This is a genomic window from Streptomyces sp. NPDC050439 (assembly GCF_040655335.1).
Taxonomy (GTDB): domain Bacteria; phylum Actinomycetota; class Actinomycetes; order Streptomycetales; family Streptomycetaceae; genus Streptomyces.
In genome coordinates this window covers 467051-483268 of the sequence record NZ_JBFAJT010000009.1, presented here as the reverse complement: position 1 = coordinate 483268, position 16218 = coordinate 467051, and the positions used below count along the sequence as shown (strand labels likewise).

16 protein-coding genes and 1 riboswitch are annotated in these 16218 nt (G+C 70.2%); of the genes, 7 read left to right on the top strand and 9 right to left on the bottom strand.

Annotated features, from left to right (window positions below; translation table 11 throughout):
- Window positions 1-164 precede the first annotated feature (164 nt).
- The 3 genes from AB0I66_RS34575 to AB0I66_RS34565 all read right to left on the bottom strand — a co-directional run bounded on the left by AB0I66_RS34575 (window position 165) and on the right by AB0I66_RS34565 (window position 2958).
- A complete protein-coding gene (locus AB0I66_RS34575; protein WP_363211955.1) occupies window positions 165-1568 on the bottom strand; it encodes a trehalose-6-phosphate synthase in 1404 nt (467 codons plus the stop codon).
- A 59-nt stretch (window positions 1569-1627) separates the two neighbouring features.
- Entirely contained in the window at window positions 1628-1930 is a 303-nt protein-coding gene (locus AB0I66_RS34570; RefSeq protein ID WP_363211954.1) for a hypothetical protein, read from the bottom strand.
- 83 nt (window positions 1931-2013) lie between these two features.
- Window positions 2014-2958 (bottom strand): glucosyl-3-phosphoglycerate synthase, encoded by a 945-nt coding sequence (locus AB0I66_RS34565; protein WP_363211953.1) that lies wholly within the window; start codon window positions 2956-2958, stop codon window positions 2014-2016.
- Window positions 2959-3127: 169 nt separating this feature from the next.
- Window positions 3128-3262: riboswitch (SAM riboswitch) on the top strand.
- 17 nt (window positions 3263-3279) lie between these two features.
- Between AB0I66_RS34565 and thrC the strand changes: the two genes are divergently transcribed.
- From thrC to groL, 4 genes are all read left to right on the top strand, one after another.
- Entirely contained in the window at window positions 3280-4587 is a 1308-nt protein-coding gene (gene thrC, locus AB0I66_RS34560) for a threonine synthase (protein WP_363211952.1), read from the top strand.
- Between the two features lie 110 nt (window positions 4588-4697).
- Entirely contained in the window at window positions 4698-4973 is a 276-nt protein-coding gene (locus tag AB0I66_RS34555) for a MoaD/ThiS family protein (RefSeq protein WP_363211951.1), read from the top strand.
- A 424-nt stretch (window positions 4974-5397) separates the two neighbouring features.
- Window positions 5398-5601, top strand: a complete 204-nt coding sequence (locus tag AB0I66_RS34550) for a cold-shock protein (protein ID WP_005315736.1) — start codon at window positions 5398-5400, stop codon at window positions 5599-5601.
- Window positions 5602-5926: 325 nt separating this feature from the next.
- Window positions 5927-7552 (top strand): chaperonin GroEL, encoded by a 1626-nt coding sequence (gene groL, locus AB0I66_RS34545; protein ID WP_363211950.1) that lies wholly within the window; start codon window positions 5927-5929, stop codon window positions 7550-7552.
- Between the two features lie 108 nt (window positions 7553-7660).
- Here the strand turns inward: groL and AB0I66_RS34540 are convergent, their stop codons facing one another.
- The 5 genes from AB0I66_RS34540 to AB0I66_RS34520 all read right to left on the bottom strand — a co-directional run bounded on the left by AB0I66_RS34540 (window position 7661) and on the right by AB0I66_RS34520 (window position 13845).
- Window positions 7661-8923 (bottom strand): hypothetical protein, encoded by a 1263-nt coding sequence (locus AB0I66_RS34540; RefSeq protein ID WP_363211949.1) that lies wholly within the window; start codon window positions 8921-8923, stop codon window positions 7661-7663.
- A 437-nt stretch (window positions 8924-9360) separates the two neighbouring features.
- Window positions 9361-10119: a polysaccharide deacetylase family protein gene (locus tag AB0I66_RS34535; RefSeq protein ID WP_363211948.1), complete on the bottom strand. Its 759-nt coding sequence runs from the start codon at window positions 10117-10119 to the stop codon at window positions 9361-9363.
- A gap of 166 nt (window positions 10120-10285) precedes the next feature.
- The gene (locus tag AB0I66_RS34530; protein WP_363211947.1) at window positions 10286-11794 is read right to left on the bottom strand and encodes a PTS transporter subunit EIIC; all 1509 of its coding nucleotides are present in this window, start codon (window positions 11792-11794) and stop codon (window positions 10286-10288) included.
- 64 nt (window positions 11795-11858) lie between these two features.
- Window positions 11859-12860: an N-acetylmuramic acid 6-phosphate etherase gene (murQ, locus tag AB0I66_RS34525; protein WP_363211946.1), complete on the bottom strand. Its 1002-nt coding sequence runs from the start codon at window positions 12858-12860 to the stop codon at window positions 11859-11861.
- 61 nt (window positions 12861-12921) lie between these two features.
- On the bottom strand, window positions 12922-13845 hold the full coding sequence (locus AB0I66_RS34520) for a MurR/RpiR family transcriptional regulator (RefSeq protein ID WP_363211945.1): 924 nt from the start codon (window positions 13843-13845) through the stop codon (window positions 12922-12924).
- A 113-nt stretch (window positions 13846-13958) separates the two neighbouring features.
- Here AB0I66_RS34520 and AB0I66_RS34515 point away from each other — a divergent pair, with 113 nt between their 5' ends.
- Genes AB0I66_RS34515 through AB0I66_RS34505 form a run of 3 tightly spaced genes read left to right on the top strand, consistent with a single transcriptional unit; the run spans window position 13959 to window position 14953 of the window.
- A complete protein-coding gene (locus AB0I66_RS34515) occupies window positions 13959-14327 on the top strand; it encodes a hypothetical protein (protein ID WP_363211944.1) in 369 nt (122 codons plus the stop codon).
- Window positions 14324-14590 (top strand): DUF4031 domain-containing protein, encoded by a 267-nt coding sequence (locus AB0I66_RS34510; protein ID WP_363211943.1) that lies wholly within the window; start codon window positions 14324-14326, stop codon window positions 14588-14590. Before AB0I66_RS34515 ends, AB0I66_RS34510 begins: the two co-directional genes overlap by 4 nt.
- Before the next feature lie 60 nt (window positions 14591-14650).
- On the top strand, window positions 14651-14953 hold the full coding sequence (locus tag AB0I66_RS34505; protein WP_363211942.1) for an NIPSNAP family protein: 303 nt from the start codon (window positions 14651-14653) through the stop codon (window positions 14951-14953).
- On the opposite strand, the gene AB0I66_RS34500 is transcribed toward AB0I66_RS34505, so the two are convergent.
- Entirely contained in the window at window positions 14936-16174 is a 1239-nt protein-coding gene (locus AB0I66_RS34500) for a Cmx/CmrA family chloramphenicol efflux MFS transporter (RefSeq protein ID WP_363211941.1), read from the bottom strand. The two genes, AB0I66_RS34505 and AB0I66_RS34500, sit on opposite strands and share 18 nt — an antisense overlap.
- Window positions 16175-16218: the final 44 nt, after the last annotated feature.

Below are 16218 nucleotides of genomic sequence, written 5' to 3'. Positions count from 1 at the left end.
GCCCCTTCCCGAAAACCGTGCCTGCGCCCCGGGCCTACCTGGGGCTCCGCCCCAGACCCCGCTCCTCAAACGCCGGAGGGGCTGAATCTTTCAGCCCCTCCGGCGTTTGAGGAGGGCCCTCGCGCCGAGCGAGTTTTCGGGAAGGGGCGGGGTTGGGGACTAAGTCAGGCCCTCAGCGCCCGCAGCTGGTCCAGGAACCACTGGGCCGGGGGGAGTGCCGTCGCCGCCGAGGCGAGACGCTTCGTGCGTTCCGCTCGCTCACCCTCCGGCATCGTCAGCGCCGCGTGCAGTGCCACAGCCGTCCCCGTGACGTCGTACGGGTTCACGACGACCGCGTCCTCGCCCAACTCCTCGTACGCCCCCGCCTCTCGGGAGAGGACAAGCACGCAGCCCTCGTCGGAGACGACCGGAACCTCCTTGGCCACCAGGTTCATCCCGTCCCGGATGGGATTCACCAGAGCCACGTCCGCCAGCCGGTACGCCGCGAGCGACCGCGCGAAGTCGTCCTTCACGTGCAGGACGACCGGGGTCCAGCCCTCCACGCCGAAGCGGGAGTTGATCTCGTCGGCGACCCGCTGGACCTCCGCCGTGTAGTCGCGGTACACCGCGAGATCCTGCCGCGAGGGGTACGCGAAGGCGACGTGCACCACCCGCTCCCGCCACTCGGGGCGGGACTCGAGGAGCTCCCGGTAGGCGAGCAGACCCCGCACGATGTTCTTCGACAGCTCCGTACGGTCCACCCGGACGATCACCTTGCGGTCGCCGGAGCCCCCGATCTGCTCCCGCAGCGCGACAAGGCGCTCCTCCACGTCCGCCCGCCGCGACCGCTCCCGCAGGAAGTCCGCGTCCGCCCCGAGCCCGTGCACGCCGATTCGCGTGCCGGACGTACCGCCGAGGACGGCGACGCAGCACTCCGTGAACGCGTCCGCCCACCGGCCCGTCAGGAACGCCGCGCGGTCGGCGCCCAGGATGCCGCGAAGGAGCTGCTCCGCGATGTCGTCCGGCAGCATCCGGAAGTAGTCCACCGGCGCCCACGGCGTGTGCGAGAAGTGGCCGATGCGCAGGTCGGGGCGCAGCTCGCGCAGCATCCCCGGCACCAGCGCCAGGTGGTAGTCCTGGACGAGGACCGCCGCGTCCGCTCCGGCGCTCTCCGCGAGCGCCTCGGCGAAGGCCCGGTTGTAGGTCTCGTACGACGCCCACTGGGCCCGGAACTCCGGGCCGAAGGCCGGTTCGAGCGGCGTCTGGTAGAGCATGTGGTGGACGAACCACAGCACCGAGTTCGCGATGCCGTTGTACGCGTCGGCGTGCACCTGGGGGTCGATGTCGAGCATCCGGACCCCGGGCTCGCCCACCCCGCGCCGCACGGCCTCCCGGTCGCCGTCGCCCAGCGCCGCGCAGACCCACAGGGCCGCGTCGTCGCCGTCCGAGCCGCCGATCGCGCTGAGCCCGGAGACGAGCCCGCCGCCGCCCCGCTTGGCCGTCAGGTCCCCGTTCTCCTCCAGGGCGTACGTGACGGGGCCGCGGTTGGACGCGACGAGGACCTGGGCGGAGGCGTGCTCGGAGACCATGAGGCGAACCTAGCCCCTGGGGCGGGGCCTCAAACACGTCCGAAGGGCCCTTGTCGAACCTAGTCGCGCCTGCTCCTCGCGGCCGCCACCGCCAGCGCTCCCAGCGCGCACAGGGAGATCGCAAGACCCGCGTACAGCATCGTGTCCGAGTCGCTGCCCGCCTTGGCCAGCTCCCCCCGGGGGCCCTCCCGGCGCACGGGCGCGCCCTGTCGCTCCGGCGGCGCGGGCCGCGCCTGCGCCCATCGGGCGATGTCGTCGGTGTGGTGGCTGATCCTCGGCCCGGTGTCGAGATCCGCCACGGCGCCGGACGCGCCGGCCGCGCCGACTGCTCCTGCCGAGAGGGTGGCCGTCGCCAAGGCCACGGCACCGACGCGTAGCGCGCTTCCCATTACTTGTCTGACCCACATAAGTGGGGAATGTAGACAAAATGCCCGGCTTGGAGTGGTTACGCCACGCGGCGAGCCGTGTACTCCGCGATGCCGCACATCGGCGGGCGCTCCTCGGTGTCCACCGAATGGGTCCGCGGCTCGAACCCCTGCGCGCCCCGTTCGAACTGGGTGAGCTCGGGCCGTACGAGATGGCCGCGCGCGAGCCGCAGCTGCGCCGTCCGGTAGATCGCCGCCGCCATCCGGCCGAGCGCCTGCCCGTCCTGGTGCCGGTGCTTGCGCACCCCGACGTCGACCTGCGCGAGCGCGTCGAGTCCCACGGTGTGCAGCGCGTCCACGAGCAGGCCCAGCTCCACCCCGTAACCGACCGGGAACGGCAGTCGCTCAAGGAGGGACCTGCGCGCCGCGTACTCGCCGCCCAACGGCTGTACGAAGCCCGCCAGTTGGGGCCAGTGCATGTTGAGCAGCGGGCGCGCCATCAGCTCGGTCACCCGGCCGCCCTGGCCCGCGGTCTCACCCAGCGGGCGGTCGTACATCGCCTTCACGAAGTGCACGTCGGGGTCGGTCAGGAGCGGGCCCACCGTGCCGGTGACGAAGTCCGCCGAGAACTCCCTCAGGTCCGCGTCGACGAACGCGACGATGTCACCGCCGGTCACCAGGAGCGAGCGCCACATGACCTCGCCCTTGCCGGGCACGGCCGGGATACGCGGCAGGATCACGTCCCGGTGCACGACCCGCGCGCCCGCCCTCCGCGCGACCTCCGCCGTACGGTCCTTCGAGCCGGAGTCGATCACCACGAGCTCGTCGACGAGAGCGGCCTTCTCGACCAGCTCACGGCGGATCTCGGCGACGATCCCGCCGACCGTCCCCTCCTCGTCGAGCGCGGGCAGGACGACACTCACCGAGGCCCCCGACGCCCGCTTGGCGGCGACGAGTGCGCTGAGCGGACGGTCGGCAACGGACCAGGAACGCCTGGTCAGCCAGCGCTCGGCCTCTTCCAGCACGGGTGGCTCCTCCTGTGTGTGGCCTACGTGTGATCCATCTCGCGGTTCGGACGACTATCTCAAGGGTCCAGGCCGTCGGTTACAGTCTTGAACAACGCCGATGACCATCGCATGCCGGGGTCATCGCGCGACAAATGCCCTGGGGCCCCTGAAGCCCCCGGCGCCATACCGCTCATCCAGAGGGGCAGAGGGATACGGCCCGTTGAAGCCCCGGCAACCATCCCGCCGACCGCGCACGCGAGGTCTCGGTGGGGAAGGTGCCAATTCCGTCTCGCGGCGAAATTCGTCGCGGGGAAGATGAGGAGAAAGGGCCTCGCCTCCATGGCTGCGCAGACTGTCGCAACGAACGACACCACCCCTTCCACCACGGGTTCCGTGGACCTCGGCCCCGCATCGGGCCTCTCTTGCCGCGAGTGCGGCGAGCTCTACGCCCTCGGCCCGATCTTCGCCTGTCAGGCCTGTTTCGGCCCGCTCGAAGTGGCGTACGACCTGCCGACCGGTGACCCCGAGGCACTCCGCAAGCAGATCGAGTCCGGCCCGGACAACATCTGGCGCTACGCCCCGCTGCTGCCCGTCCCGGCGGACGTCGCCGAGAAGCCGAACATCAACCCCGGCTGGACCAAGCTCGTCAAGGCGGACAACCTCGCCCGTGAGCTCGGCGTCGAGCAGGGCAAGCTGTTCGTCAAGGACGACTCCGGCAACCCGACGCACTCCTTCAAGGACCGCGTCGTCGCCCAGGCCATCGAGGCCGCGCGCGCCTTCGGCTTCACCACGCTCTCCTGCTCCTCCACCGGCAACCTCGCGGGTGCCGTCGGCGCCGCCGCGGCCCGCGCCGGCTTCCGCTCCTGCGTGTTCATCCCGCACGACCTGGAGCAGGGCAAGGTCGTCATGGCCGCGGTCTACGGCGGCGAGCTCGTCGGCATCGAGGGCAACTACGACGACGTGAACCGCTTCTGCTCCGAGCTCATCGGCGACCCGCTGGGCGAGGGCTGGGGCTTCGTGAACGTGAACCTGCGGCCGTACTACGGCGAGGGCTCCAAGACCCTCGCGTACGAGATCTGCGAGCAGCTGGGATGGGTCCTGCCCGACCAGCTGGTCATCCCGATCGCGTCCGGCTCGCAGCTCACGAAGATCGACAAGGGTCTGAAGGAGCTCATCAAGCTGGGGCTGGTCGAGGACAAGCCCTACAAGATCTTCGGTGCGCAGGCCGAGGGCTGTTCGCCGGTGTCCACCGCCTTCAAGGCCGGTCACGACGTCGTGCGTCCGCAGAAGCCGAACACCATCGCCAAGTCGCTCGCCATCGGCAACCCCGCGGACGGGCCGTACGTCCTGGACATCGCGCGTCGCACGGGCGGTGCGGTGGAGGACGTGAACGACGAGCAGGTCGTCGATGCGATCAAGCTGCTCGCCCGGACCGAGGGGATCTTCGCGGAGACCGCCGGTGGTGTGACGGTGGGCGTCACGAAGAAGCTTCTTGAGGCGGGGCTCATTGACCCGGCGTTGACCACGGTGGTGTTGAACACGGGTGACGGGCTCAAGACTCTTGATGCCGTTGCGGAGACGTCTCAGGCGACCGCGACGATCAAGCCCAGCCTTGAGGCGTTTCGCTCCGCTGGTCTTGCCGGTTAGCCGCCGTAGGGCCTGATCGCCGTCCCCGGCCGGCGGTCGTGGTCCGTCCTCGCGCAGTTCCCCGCGCCCCTTGCAGGGGCGCTTCCTCCCCGTATCAAGAGGTGAATCCCATGAGCGTCAACGTCCGCATCCCCACCATTCTTCGCACCTACACCGGCGGTCAGTCCGAGGTCGCCGCCGAGGGGGCGAACCTCTCCGAGGTCATCGCCGACCTGGAGAAGAACCACGCCGGTATCGCCGCCCGTGTCCTGGACGACCAGGGCAAGCTGCGGCGCTTCGTGAACGTCTACGTGAACGACGACGACGTCCGCTTCGAGCAGGGGCTGGAGACCGCGACGCCGGACGGCGCCGGCGTCTCGATCATCCCCGCCGTCGCCGGTGGTTGATTCTTAATTGAAATACCCTGCGTAATCGGGTTTGCCCCCTCCGCGAGAGAAACGGAGGGGGCAATTCCATGTGGTTGAGCGCGGTACAGTTGGGAAGCGAGCTTCCCCGTTTGTGCCGAGCGCATATACGAAGTCGCCCCGAGGGCGACAAGAAGTAGCCAAAGTGCACTGCCCATTTGCCCTTCTCGTGGCATTTGCCTGGCCCGACTTGCCCTGAACTCCGGTGAATTCTCCGCATATTACCGATCAGGCGTGCCCAGAATTCTCGTCCGATTGACCTGTTGCAGAGGGCAGTTGGACAGATACATTCAGCCGCGGTCGACGCGTTCCGGCGCACGCCTCCACAACCCATTGGGGGGGTGAGGTCTGACCCGGGTCCGCGAAGTGCGGGTCCGTGCAAGGGCCAGTAATAGGGGAGTTAGGCATGGCTCAGGGCACCGTCAAGTGGTTCAACGCGGAGAAGGGGTACGGCTTCATCGCGGTCGACGGTGGTGCGGATGTTTTCGTCCACTACAGCGCGATTCAGATGGACGGCTACCGCACCCTTGAAGAAGGTCAGCGAGTGGAGTTCGAGATCTCGCAGGGCCAGAAGGGTCCGCAGGCGGACATGGTCAAGCTCGCCGTCTGATCTCGGCGCGATCGGCCAGCGAACTTAGCGAGTGACGAGGGGCCCGCATCCCGACAGGGGTGCGGGCCCCTCGTGCGTCCGCCGCGCGCTCCTGGCCGCGCGCCCCCTCGTACGTCGGGGATCCGTAAGAGGCGCTTGCACTCGTAGGGGTCGAGTGCTAATCATTGGGCTTAGCACTCTCCGAGTGAGAGTGACAGAACTTGGATCGGGTCGGTGAGGCCCGCAGGCCGGGTGGGGCAAGGAACCACAAGGCTTGCAGGCCGTCCGTCGCGGGCGCTGGCGCGATCCGGAAGCATGCCACCCCTGTCCGGGAGGACCACTTCACATGGCCAAGATCATCGCGTTCGACGAGGAGGCACGGCGCGGCCTCGAGCGCGGCATGAACCAGCTCGCCGACGCCGTCAAGGTGACCCTGGGCCCCAAGGGTCGCAACGTCGTCCTCGAGAAGAAGTGGGGTGCCCCCACGATCACCAACGATGGTGTTTCCATCGCCAAGGAGATCGAGCTCGAGGACCCGTACGAGAAGATCGGCGCCGAGCTGGTCAAGGAGGTCGCGAAGAAGACGGACGACGTCGCCGGTGACGGCACGACGACCGCGACCGTCCTGGCCCAGGCGCTGGTCCGCGAGGGCCTTCGCAACGTGGCCGCCGGTGCCAACCCGATGGCCCTCAAGCGCGGCATCGAGAAGGCCGTCGAGGCCGTCTCCGGCGCCCTGCTCGAGCAGGCCAAGGACGTGGAGACCAAGGAGCAGATCGCTTCGACCGCCTCCATCTCCGCCGCCGACACGCAGATCGGCGAGCTCATCGCCGAGGCGATGGACAAGGTCGGCAAGGAAGGCGTCATCACCGTCGAGGAGTCGCAGACCTTCGGGCTCGAGCTTGAGCTCACCGAGGGCATGCGCTTCGACAAGGGCTACATCTCGGCGTACTTCGCCACGGACATGGAGCGTATGGAGGCGTCGCTCGACGACCCGTACATCCTGATCGTGAACTCGAAGATCTCGAACGTGAAGGACCTCCTTCCGCTCCTTGAGAAGGTCATGCAGTCCGGCAAGCCGCTGCTGATCATCGCCGAGGACGTCGAGGGCGAGGCCCTGTCGACCCTGGTCGTCAACAAGATCCGTGGCACCTTCAAGTCCGTCGCCGTCAAGGCCCCGGGCTTCGGTGACCGCCGCAAGGCCATGCTCGGCGACATCGCCATCCTCACCGGTGGCACCGTCATCTCCGAGGAGGTCGGCCTCAAGCTGGAGAACGCCGGTCTCGACCTGCTCGGCCGCGCCCGCAAGGTCGTCATCACCAAGGACGAGACCACGATCGTCGACGGTTCGGGCGACAGCGACCAGGTCCAGGGTCGCGTCAACCAGATCCGCGCCGAGATCGAGAACTCGGACAGCGACTACGACCGCGAGAAGCTGCAGGAGCGCCTGGCGAAGCTCGCCGGCGGTGTTGCGGTCATCAAGGCCGGTGCCGCGACCGAGGTCGAGCTCAAGGAGCGCAAGCACCGCATCGAGGACGCCGTTCGCAACGCGAAGGCCGCCGTCGAAGAGGGCATCGTCGCCGGTGGTGGCGTGGCGCTCATCCAGGCCGCCGCTGTCTTCGAGAAGCTTGAGCTCGAGGGTGACGAGGCCACCGGTGCCGCCGCTGTGAAGCTGGCCCTGGAGGCCCCGCTGAAGCAGATCGCGGTCAACGCCGGCCTTGAGGGTGGCGTCGTCGTCGAGAAGGTCCGCAACCTCACCGTCGGTCACGGCCTCAACGCCGCGACCGGTGAGTACGTGGACATGATCGCCGAGGGCATCCTCGACCCGGCGAAGGTCACGCGCTCTGCCCTGCAGAACGCCGCGTCGATCGCCGCGCTGTTCCTCACCACCGAGGCCGTCATCGCCGACAAGCCGGAGAAGGCGGGCGCTGCCCCGGCCGGCGGCGGCATGCCGGGCGGTGACATGGACTTCTGATCGACCTCTGGTTGATCTGCGGTTCATCGCTTCACGCGAACCGAGGGCGGCACTCCTTCTCACGAAGGGGTGCCGCCCTCGGGCGTTCTCGCGTTCATCGAGCGGGAGTTACGGCAGGCGGTCCAGGAGCCAGGTGCACAGTTCCTGGGTGATCAGGGTGTGGCCCTCGTTGTGGGTGGCGCAGAGGTACTCGTCCAGTTCGCTGTCCTCGGACTGCTCCGGGAACGGGTCGTGCAGTTTCTCCTGGGTGTCGATGTCCCGCAGGGCGACCGCGCTCACGGAGGGGACGAAGCAGTGCTCGCGGATCGTGGCCTCGGAGCCGAGGCCGATGATCGCGGGGATCTTGTTCAGCTCGTCGGCCAGGATGCCGAAGCCCTCCAGGGTGCCGCCGGGGGCGCCGTCGATCTCGGGCAGGCCCGAGGTGTGGATCTGCGGCTTGCGCAGGGTCACCACCCGGAGCTGCGCGACGAGCTTCTCCTCGCCCGCGGGCTGCGTGTAGAGGTGGGTGCCGGTGATGGCCAGGCCCCTGCCGTGGAAGGCCCGTTCGCCGGGGCCGATGCCGTTGGCCACGCCGGTGCGCACGCCGTTGGCGACGCCGATCTTCCGCGGGCGACTGGGCCAGCCGCCGACCCGCGCCAGCTCGGCGAGGAACTCGACGCGCTCCTTGTCGGTCGCCGGGGTGTCGTTCCACTCCGCGATGTGCTGCCACAGGAGCTGACGCGCGGCCGGGCTGTTCATCTGGTTCGAGAACGCCGCGTTGAGCCGCCGGATGTAGTGCGCGAACGATTGCAGGGCGATCGGAATCCAGGCACCGCGGTGCGGACTGTCGTACGAGAAATACAGCTCGGTCTCGTGGTCGACGCTCTCGTGCTCCATCTTGGCGAGCGCGTACCGCGTGACGAGGCCGCCCATGCTGAAGCCGCCGACGGTCAGAGGGTGGTCGCCCGCGCGCCGCGCGATGGCCTCCTGGATCGCCGACCGTGCGGCCCTGGCGTTGTCCAGGATCGAGGCGCTGCGCTCGTCGAAGCCGAGCAGGATGACGTCCCTGCCGCGCGCCCGCAGCTCGCTGATGAGCGCGTACTGGCCCCGCTCCAGGCCCACCCAGAGGAAGTCGAGGTCACTCGGCCCGGTGTTGAAGCCGTCGGCGAGGATCACCGGCTTGGTGAGCCCCCGCCCCGGGTCGGCGAGATACACCCAGGCCCTGCCCTCCGGCAGCGTCCACTCCTGGTCGGGGGCGGGAGCGGCCTCGGAGACCTCCCGGGGGCCGGGGGCCAGGGTGATGTTCGCGGCGGCGCCCAGGGCCTCGGCGATCTGCAGCTCTTCGGTCGCGTGCGCCTCGTTGGGCTGGTTGCGCTCGTTGGACTCGGTCATGAACGGTCCCCTCCGGTCGTGCCGCTTCAATGACGGTCGGTGTCATCTTGGGCACCAGGGGTAGCCGCGGGAAGCCGGTCCCGGTCTTCCGCACGGGGGGCACGGCCCTTTCGGACAGCCCGGAGTTGTCCGCTTTTGCGTGCGCCGCGCCGGCGGAGTGCAGGCCCTGCGGGTGGCCTCGACGGGGATCCCCGGCTGCCGGCGGAACAGCGGGCTCACCGGCGCTCAACTCGGTCAGCTTCGGGGCGCCTCGGCGACGGAAGTATGTCGCGAAGCAGCCGGTCCGTCGGGGGACGTGCTGCGGGCGCGGGTGCGGCAGTTGAACCGGGAGGGGCAGTTGCCGTGAACGGGGGTGCTGTTGTCGGCGGCCAGTGCAGGAAAATCCCGGGGGCGTGCCGTCAGCGCGGCGTGCCCGCGGGAATTTCCTGCAATCGGCGTCACCGCACCGGGAAGCCGAACGTGTAGCCCTGCTGCTTGAGTTGGGGGAGGAGCGTGCGCAGGGACTCGACGGTCTGGGTGCGGTCGCCGCCCGCGTCGTGGAAGAGGAGGGTCGGCCCGTTGGGCAGCTCTCGCTGGACCGTGGCCACGATGGCGTCCGTGCCGGGGCGCTCGAAGTCCTTGGTGTCCACGTTCCAGCCCAGCGGGCGCATGCCCCGGTCGGCGGCGAGCTTGCGGCTGTACGGGGTGAAAGCGCCGCCGGGGGCCCGGTAGTACATCGGACGTACGCCGCCGGACGCCTTGGTGATCATGCGTTCGGCGTCGAGGATCTGCCGGGACTGGTAGGCCTTGGAGTCCTTGTCCATGCCGGTGTCGTGCGACACCGAGTGGTCGCAGAGGCGGTGCCCGGCGGCGACGACCTTCTTGACCATGTCGGGGTGGGCCTCGGCCTGCGTCCCGACCATGCAGAACGTGGCCTTCACGTCGTACTCCCGCAGCACGTCGAGTACTTGAGGGGTCCACTTGGGGTCGGGGCCGTCGTCGATGGTGAGGTTGACGCCCTGCTTCCCCTTCTCCGAGGCGTGCGCGATGGTCGCCGAGACCGGCTTCACGGCGCCGGGCTTCTTGGCCGCCGGTGCTCCCTCCGAGGTGCCGGCCTGTGCGCTCCACACCCCTGCGCCGGTGGCGAGAAGCGTCACGCCGAGCGCCGCCCCGATCAACTTGCCGTACCAGCCCCGCCCGCCGCTGTGCCGCGCCATCGTCCGCCCCTTTGCGTCCAGTCCCTCGCCGCTCCCCGGTCACGCGCGGCACCTGGCAGGACGAGGTACGGGGGCGGGAGGATGCACCGGGGCCGAGTCCGTTACGGATCACGGACAATCCCGGGGAAGTCCGCGGACAACTCGCCGCGGCGGACGCGCACGCGGGTCAGACCTTGGCCGGCTCCGCCTCCGGGGTCGTCGGCTCGGGTGCCGTGCCGGAGGAGGCCGCGACGACCTGTTCGTGGGCCGTCGTGTCGACGTTCAGCTCGACCAGCATCTGCTTGCTGAAGCCGAAGAAGTACGTCGCGAAGAAGCCCACGAGGTAGCCGACGAGGAGGCCGCCGCCGTAGATCGCGATCGTCAGGCCAAGGCCCTGGTTGCCGTCGAGGAGCGGGAAGAGGGCCCAGCCCGACGGGCCGATCGCCGTGGAGCCGACCTTGTCGCCGATCATCGAGAAGAAGCCGATGAACGCGCCGCCCGCCGCGCCGCCCACGCACGCCGTGATGAACGGGCGGCCGAGGGGGAGCGAGACACCGTAGATGAGGGGTTCGCCGACTCCCAGGAAGCCCGCGGGGAGCGCGGACTTGATCGTCGTACGGATCGAGGTGTTGTGGCGCAGGCGCTTGTAGACCGCGATCGCGCAGCCCACCTGGCCCGCGCCCGCCATCGCCAGGATGGGCAGGAGGACCGTGAAGCCCTGCTGCTCGATGAGCGTGGTGTGAATGGGGATGAGCGCCTGGTGCAGGCCGAGCATGACGAGGGGGAGGAACAGGCCGCCCAGGACCAGGCCCGCGAACGCGCCCGTGTTGTCCAGGAGCCAGTTCGCCGCCGTGCCGATGCCCGTCGAGACCTCGCCCGCCAGGAACATCAGGCCGAAGATCGTGACCAGGCCGGACAGGAGGACCGTGACGGTGGGGGTCACGAGGACGTCCAGGGCCTCCGGGACCCAGCGCCTGCACCACTTCTCGATGTACGTGGCGAGGACCGCCGCACCGAGCGCGCCGAGTACGCCGCCCTGTCCGGGCGACAGCTTCTGGCCGAACGCCTCGATGTTCGCGACACCCGCGTACACGATGATCGCCGCGACCGCGCCGCCCAGGATCGGCGTACCGCCGAACTCCTTCGCCGTGTTGAAGCCCACGAACACCGCGATCAGCGCCATGAACCCGGAGGCGATCGCCGCGAGCGCCGGGGTGATGCCCGGCAGCCACTCCAGGTTGATCAGGAGGCCGTTGATGCCCGCGATGATGCCGCAGCCGATGAGGGCCGGGATCAGCGGCACGAAGATGTTCGCGATGCGGCGCAGGAAGAGCTTGAAGGGGGTTGCGTTCTTCTCCTTGCGGGCCGCCCGCATCGCCGCACCCTGTTCCGCCAGTTCATCGGCGGTGCGGGTGGGTTCCGGGGCGGGCGCAGCCCCGGCTTCCGCCACCAAGGCCTCGAACTCCGGCGTGACGCGGGCGACCGTGCCCGGTCCGAGCACGATCTGGTACGTGTCGTCCTCGACCACGCCCATCACGGCGGGCAGCGCCTTCAGCGCCTCGTCGTCGACCAGCGAACGGTCGGCCAGGCTCAGGCGCAGGCGCGTCATGCAGTGGGCGATGGACGTGACGTTCTGGGCGCCGCCGACGAGGGGGAGGATCGCGGCGGCTGTGGCGCGGTTCTTGTCAGTTGCCATGGTGCGGGGTGCCTTGCTGTGCGTGCGGGTGGCGCTGTTCTTCCAGCGGCTGGGGGGAAGTCAGTCAGGTGGTACGGGGGGTGCGGGGCGAGCGTGAGTTGTCGAGGGCTGCCCTCAAGTGGCCGTCCGATGAGGCGAGGAGGTCGGCCGCGGTGGGGCCGTCCACCCCGCCGAGGATGGTGAGGATGGCGTTCTTCACCTCCCCGTCGGTGGCGGCGAGCGCGGCCTCGATCTCCTCGTCGGACGCGCCGGTGGCGAGGGAGACGATCCGGCGCGAGCGGGCGCGCAGCTTCTCGTTCGACGCGCGTACGTCCACCATCAGGTTTCCGTAGGTCTTGCCGAGGCGGATCATCGTGATCGTCGACAGCATGTTGAGGACGAGCTTCTGGGCCGTGCCCGCCTTCAGGCGGGTGGAGCCGGTGAGGAGCTCGGGGCCCACGACGACCTCGATGCCGTGGTCGGCCGCCGCCGCGAGCGCGCTGTCCGCGTTGCAGGAGAGGCCGATGGTGAGCGCGCCGCAGCGGGTGCGTGCGTACTCGACCGCGCCGATCGCGTACGGGGTGCGGCCGGACGCCGAGACACCGACGACCACGTCGTCCGCGGTGAGCCGAAGCCCGTCCAGGTCCTCGGCCGCGAGCTCCTTGCTGTCCTCCGCGCCCTCGACCGCCGTGACCATGGCGCTCGGGCCGCCCGCGATGAGGCCGACGACCTCGGCCGGGTCGGTGTTGAAGGTGGGCGGGCACTCGGAGGCGTCGAGCACCCCGAGCCGCCCCGCCGTTCCCGCGCCCGCGTAGATGAGCCGGCCGCCGCGGGCCATGCGCTCGGCGGTGCCGTCGATGGCGGCGGCGATGGCCGGGAGCTGCTCGGCGACGGCCGCGGGGACGGTGGCGTCCTCGCCGTTCATGATCTTCGCGATCTCCGACGTGGGCAGCCGGTCGATCTCGGAGAGCTCGGGCCGGAACGCCTCCGTGGTGAGCGTGTCCAGCTGGGCGCGGAGTTCGCCGTACGAGGCCCCGGGCCCGCTTCCGGGGGCGGGGGAGTCCGTGGCGTCGGTCGTGGAGGTCATGAGGTGCGGCTCTTTCGTGTGCGGCGAGGGGGGTGGGTACGGGTGCTGCCGGGAGTGGGGCTCAGCGGGTGCCGCCGCGCGGGCTGTGCCGGTGCGCGAGGGCTTCGTACGAGGCGGCGAGCGCGGGGGCCGCGGTCTCGTACGTGCGCTGGGCGACACCCACGAACAGGCAGTCCACGACGAGCAGCTGGCTCGTGCGGGAGGACATCGCGGCGGGCCTGAGCTCGCTCTCGCGGGCGGTGGAGGTGGTCAGTATGTGATCCGCGTACTGCGAGACGGGGCTGCCGGGGCGTCCGGTGATCGCGATGGTCGTCGCCCCGCGCTCGAAGGCGACCCGCAGCGGCTCGATGACGTCTCCGGTCGACCCGGAGTGCGTGATCGCGATGGCCACGTCCTTGGAGTGCAGGGTGACGGCGTTCGTGACGGCCAGGTGCGGGTCGGAGTGCGCGTGCGCGATGTGGCCGATGCGAAGAAGCTTCTGCGCGAGGTCCTGGGCGACGAGGCCGGATGCGGCGACGCCGTAGATCTCGGTGCGGGGCGCGACGGCGAGCGCGGCGACGGCGGCGCCGAGCTGGACGGTGTCGAGGCCGCCCGCGGTGTCGGCGAGGGTCTGCTGCTCGTCGTACGCCAGCTTCGCCACGACGTCCGCGATCGGGTCGTCCACGGCGATGTCGGCGGTGACGGCGGGCGCGCGGCCCGACTGCTGCTGGGCGGCGAGTCCGGCGAGGGCGAGCCGCAGGTCGCGGTAGCCGGGGTAGCCGAGGAGGCGGGCGGTGCGGACCACGGTGGCCTCGCTGGTCCCGGTGAGCTCGGCGAGGCCGGTGACCGTGAGGGCCGCGCAGCCCGCGGGGTCGCCGGCGACGGCTTCGGCGACCAGCTGCATGGAGCGGGTCATGGACGGGGCGAGGGTCCGCACCTTGGCCGCGAGGGCGGCCGGGGCGGGGGGCGCCGCGCCCGCGAAAATTTCCTTCACGTCATTGGTCACGCTTGAAAGATATTTTCGGACCCCGGATGGGTCAAGACCCCTTTGGTCCCGATCTCGTCTCACGGTCTCGGGTGGATCTTCGGCGGGTTGCGCGTGGGGTGGACAATGGCTGCATGGACGCGATCGACCCTCTGGAGCAGGCGCTGCACGCCGCTCGTGCACTTGTCCTCGCCGACCTCGTGACCCGCGAGGTCGCCCAGGCCGAGGTCGTCTCGCTGGTCGAGGAGTCGGTGGCGCACCGCCGCTGGTGGGTAGAGCAGTGGCCGGAGGGCGTCGACTACGTCGCGGGCCTCGTCGCCCAGGACGTCCAGGACGCGCTCCTGGAGCGCTACGGCCGCTGGCCGCTCTGCCCGGTGTGCGGCTCGGGCGACCCGCACGCGCTGGACGTGGAGCCGGAGTTGGGTCCCGATCCGCACTGGGTGTGCGGCAAGGCGGGCGTGGTGGTGGCGCCGGTGGGCGGCCTGACGGGCGATCCGGCGTGACGGTCTACATCGACCCGCCGACCTGGCCGGGGCACGGCCGCATGTGGTCGCACCTGGTCAGCGACGTCTCGTACGAGGAACTGCACGCGTTCGCGGCAGGCATCGGCGCCCCCGCGCGCGCCTTCGAGCGCGACCACTACGACCTGCCCTCGCACCGTTACGAGGAAGCGGTGCGCGCGGGCGCGGTCGAGATCGGCTCCAAGGAGCTTGTGCGCAGGCTTACGGATGCGGGGTTGCGGAGGCCCAAGGGGAGGCCCGCTTAAAGGCGGGCGGCGCGATTAAAGGCCCGCGGCGCTACGCGGGGCGAGCCTAGGGTGAGCCGCATGATCACGGTTCATCTGAAGTACGAGATCGACCCCGACCGCATCGCCGACTTCGAGGAGTACGGCCGCCGTTGGGTCGTCCTGGTCAACCGCCTCGGCGGCGACCACCACGGCTATTTCCTGCCCAGCGAGGGCGACAGCGACATCGCGTACGCCCTGTTCTCCTTCCCGGGCCTCGCCGAGTACGAGCGTTACCGCGCCGAGAGCGCGACTGACCCCGAGTGCCAGGAGGCCGTCGAGCTCGCGCGCCGGACGCAGTGCATCCGGCGCTACGAGCGACGGTTCCTACGGCCTCTGGAGTGAGGGCGCGGAGGCGGGATGGGGGACTTCGGCTTCTGCCTCGGGTTCGGCCGGGGACGTCGTGATCACGCGGCTGGGTGTCTTGCGGTGCAGTCGCAGGGACACCGTCACCGCGACGATCGCCACCGCCGTCATCGCCGCGCCCGCCCACGCCGTCGAGGCGTAACCCAGGTCCAGGTCGATGACCGTGCCGCCGAGCCAGGGGCCGCCGGTGTTGCCCAGGTTGAACGCCGCCGTCGTGGTCGCGCCCGCGAGGGTGGGGGCGGCGCCCGCGACGTTGAACATGCGGGCGTTGAGGGCGGGGGCCGTGTAGAAGGCGGAGACGCCGAGGAGGAAGGAGAGGGTCACCGCGACGGCCGTCGTGCCGGAGAAGAGGGCGAGGGCGACGAGGAAGACGGTGGAGGCCGCGGCGCCGCTCAGCATGACGCCGAAGAGGTGCGCGTCGGCGACGCGGCCGCCGATCGCCGTACCGATGAGGGCGCCGAGCCCGAAGAGGCCGAGCACGGTCGGCACCCAGCCCTCGTCGAGGCCCGCGACGTCCGTCAGGAGCGGCGAGAGGTACGAGAACGCGCAGAAGACGCCGCCCGCCGCGAGGGCGGTGATCGTGATGGAGAGCCAGACCTGCCGGTCGCGGTAGATGGCCAACTCCCGCTTCAGGCGCGGCTTCTCGGCCGGGAGCGGGATACGGGGGATGAGGGTCAGTACGCCCACGAGTGCGATCGCGGAGGCGACGCCCACCGCCCAGAAGGCCGAACGCCAGCCGAAGTTGTCGCCGAGGAACGCGCCCGCGGGGACGCCGAGGACGTTCGCGATGGAGAGGCCGCCGATCATCACGGCCATGGCGCGGGCCCGCTGGTTGACCGGCACCATCGCGATGGCGACGGCCGCGCCGACCGCCCAGAATCCGGCGCAGGCGAAGGCGCTGACGACGCGGGACGCGAAGAGGATCTCGTACGTGGGCGCGAGGGCGCCGGCGACCTGGCCGAGCCCGAAGACGGTGATGAGGGTGATCAGGGTCGTACGGCGCGGAAGGCGGAGGGGCGCCACGGCCAGCAGGGGAGCGCCGACGACCATGCCGATGGCGAAGGCGGAGATGAGGAGGCCGGCGCGGGGGATGGAGACGTCCATGTCGTCCGCGATGGGGGGCAGGAGCCCCGAGAGCATGAACTCGCTCGTGCCGAGCGCGAAGACGGCGAGGCCGAGGATGTAGACGGCCATGGGCATGCGATGACGGCTTGTCCCTGGCTCGGGGGCCTTGGGGAGAGGGG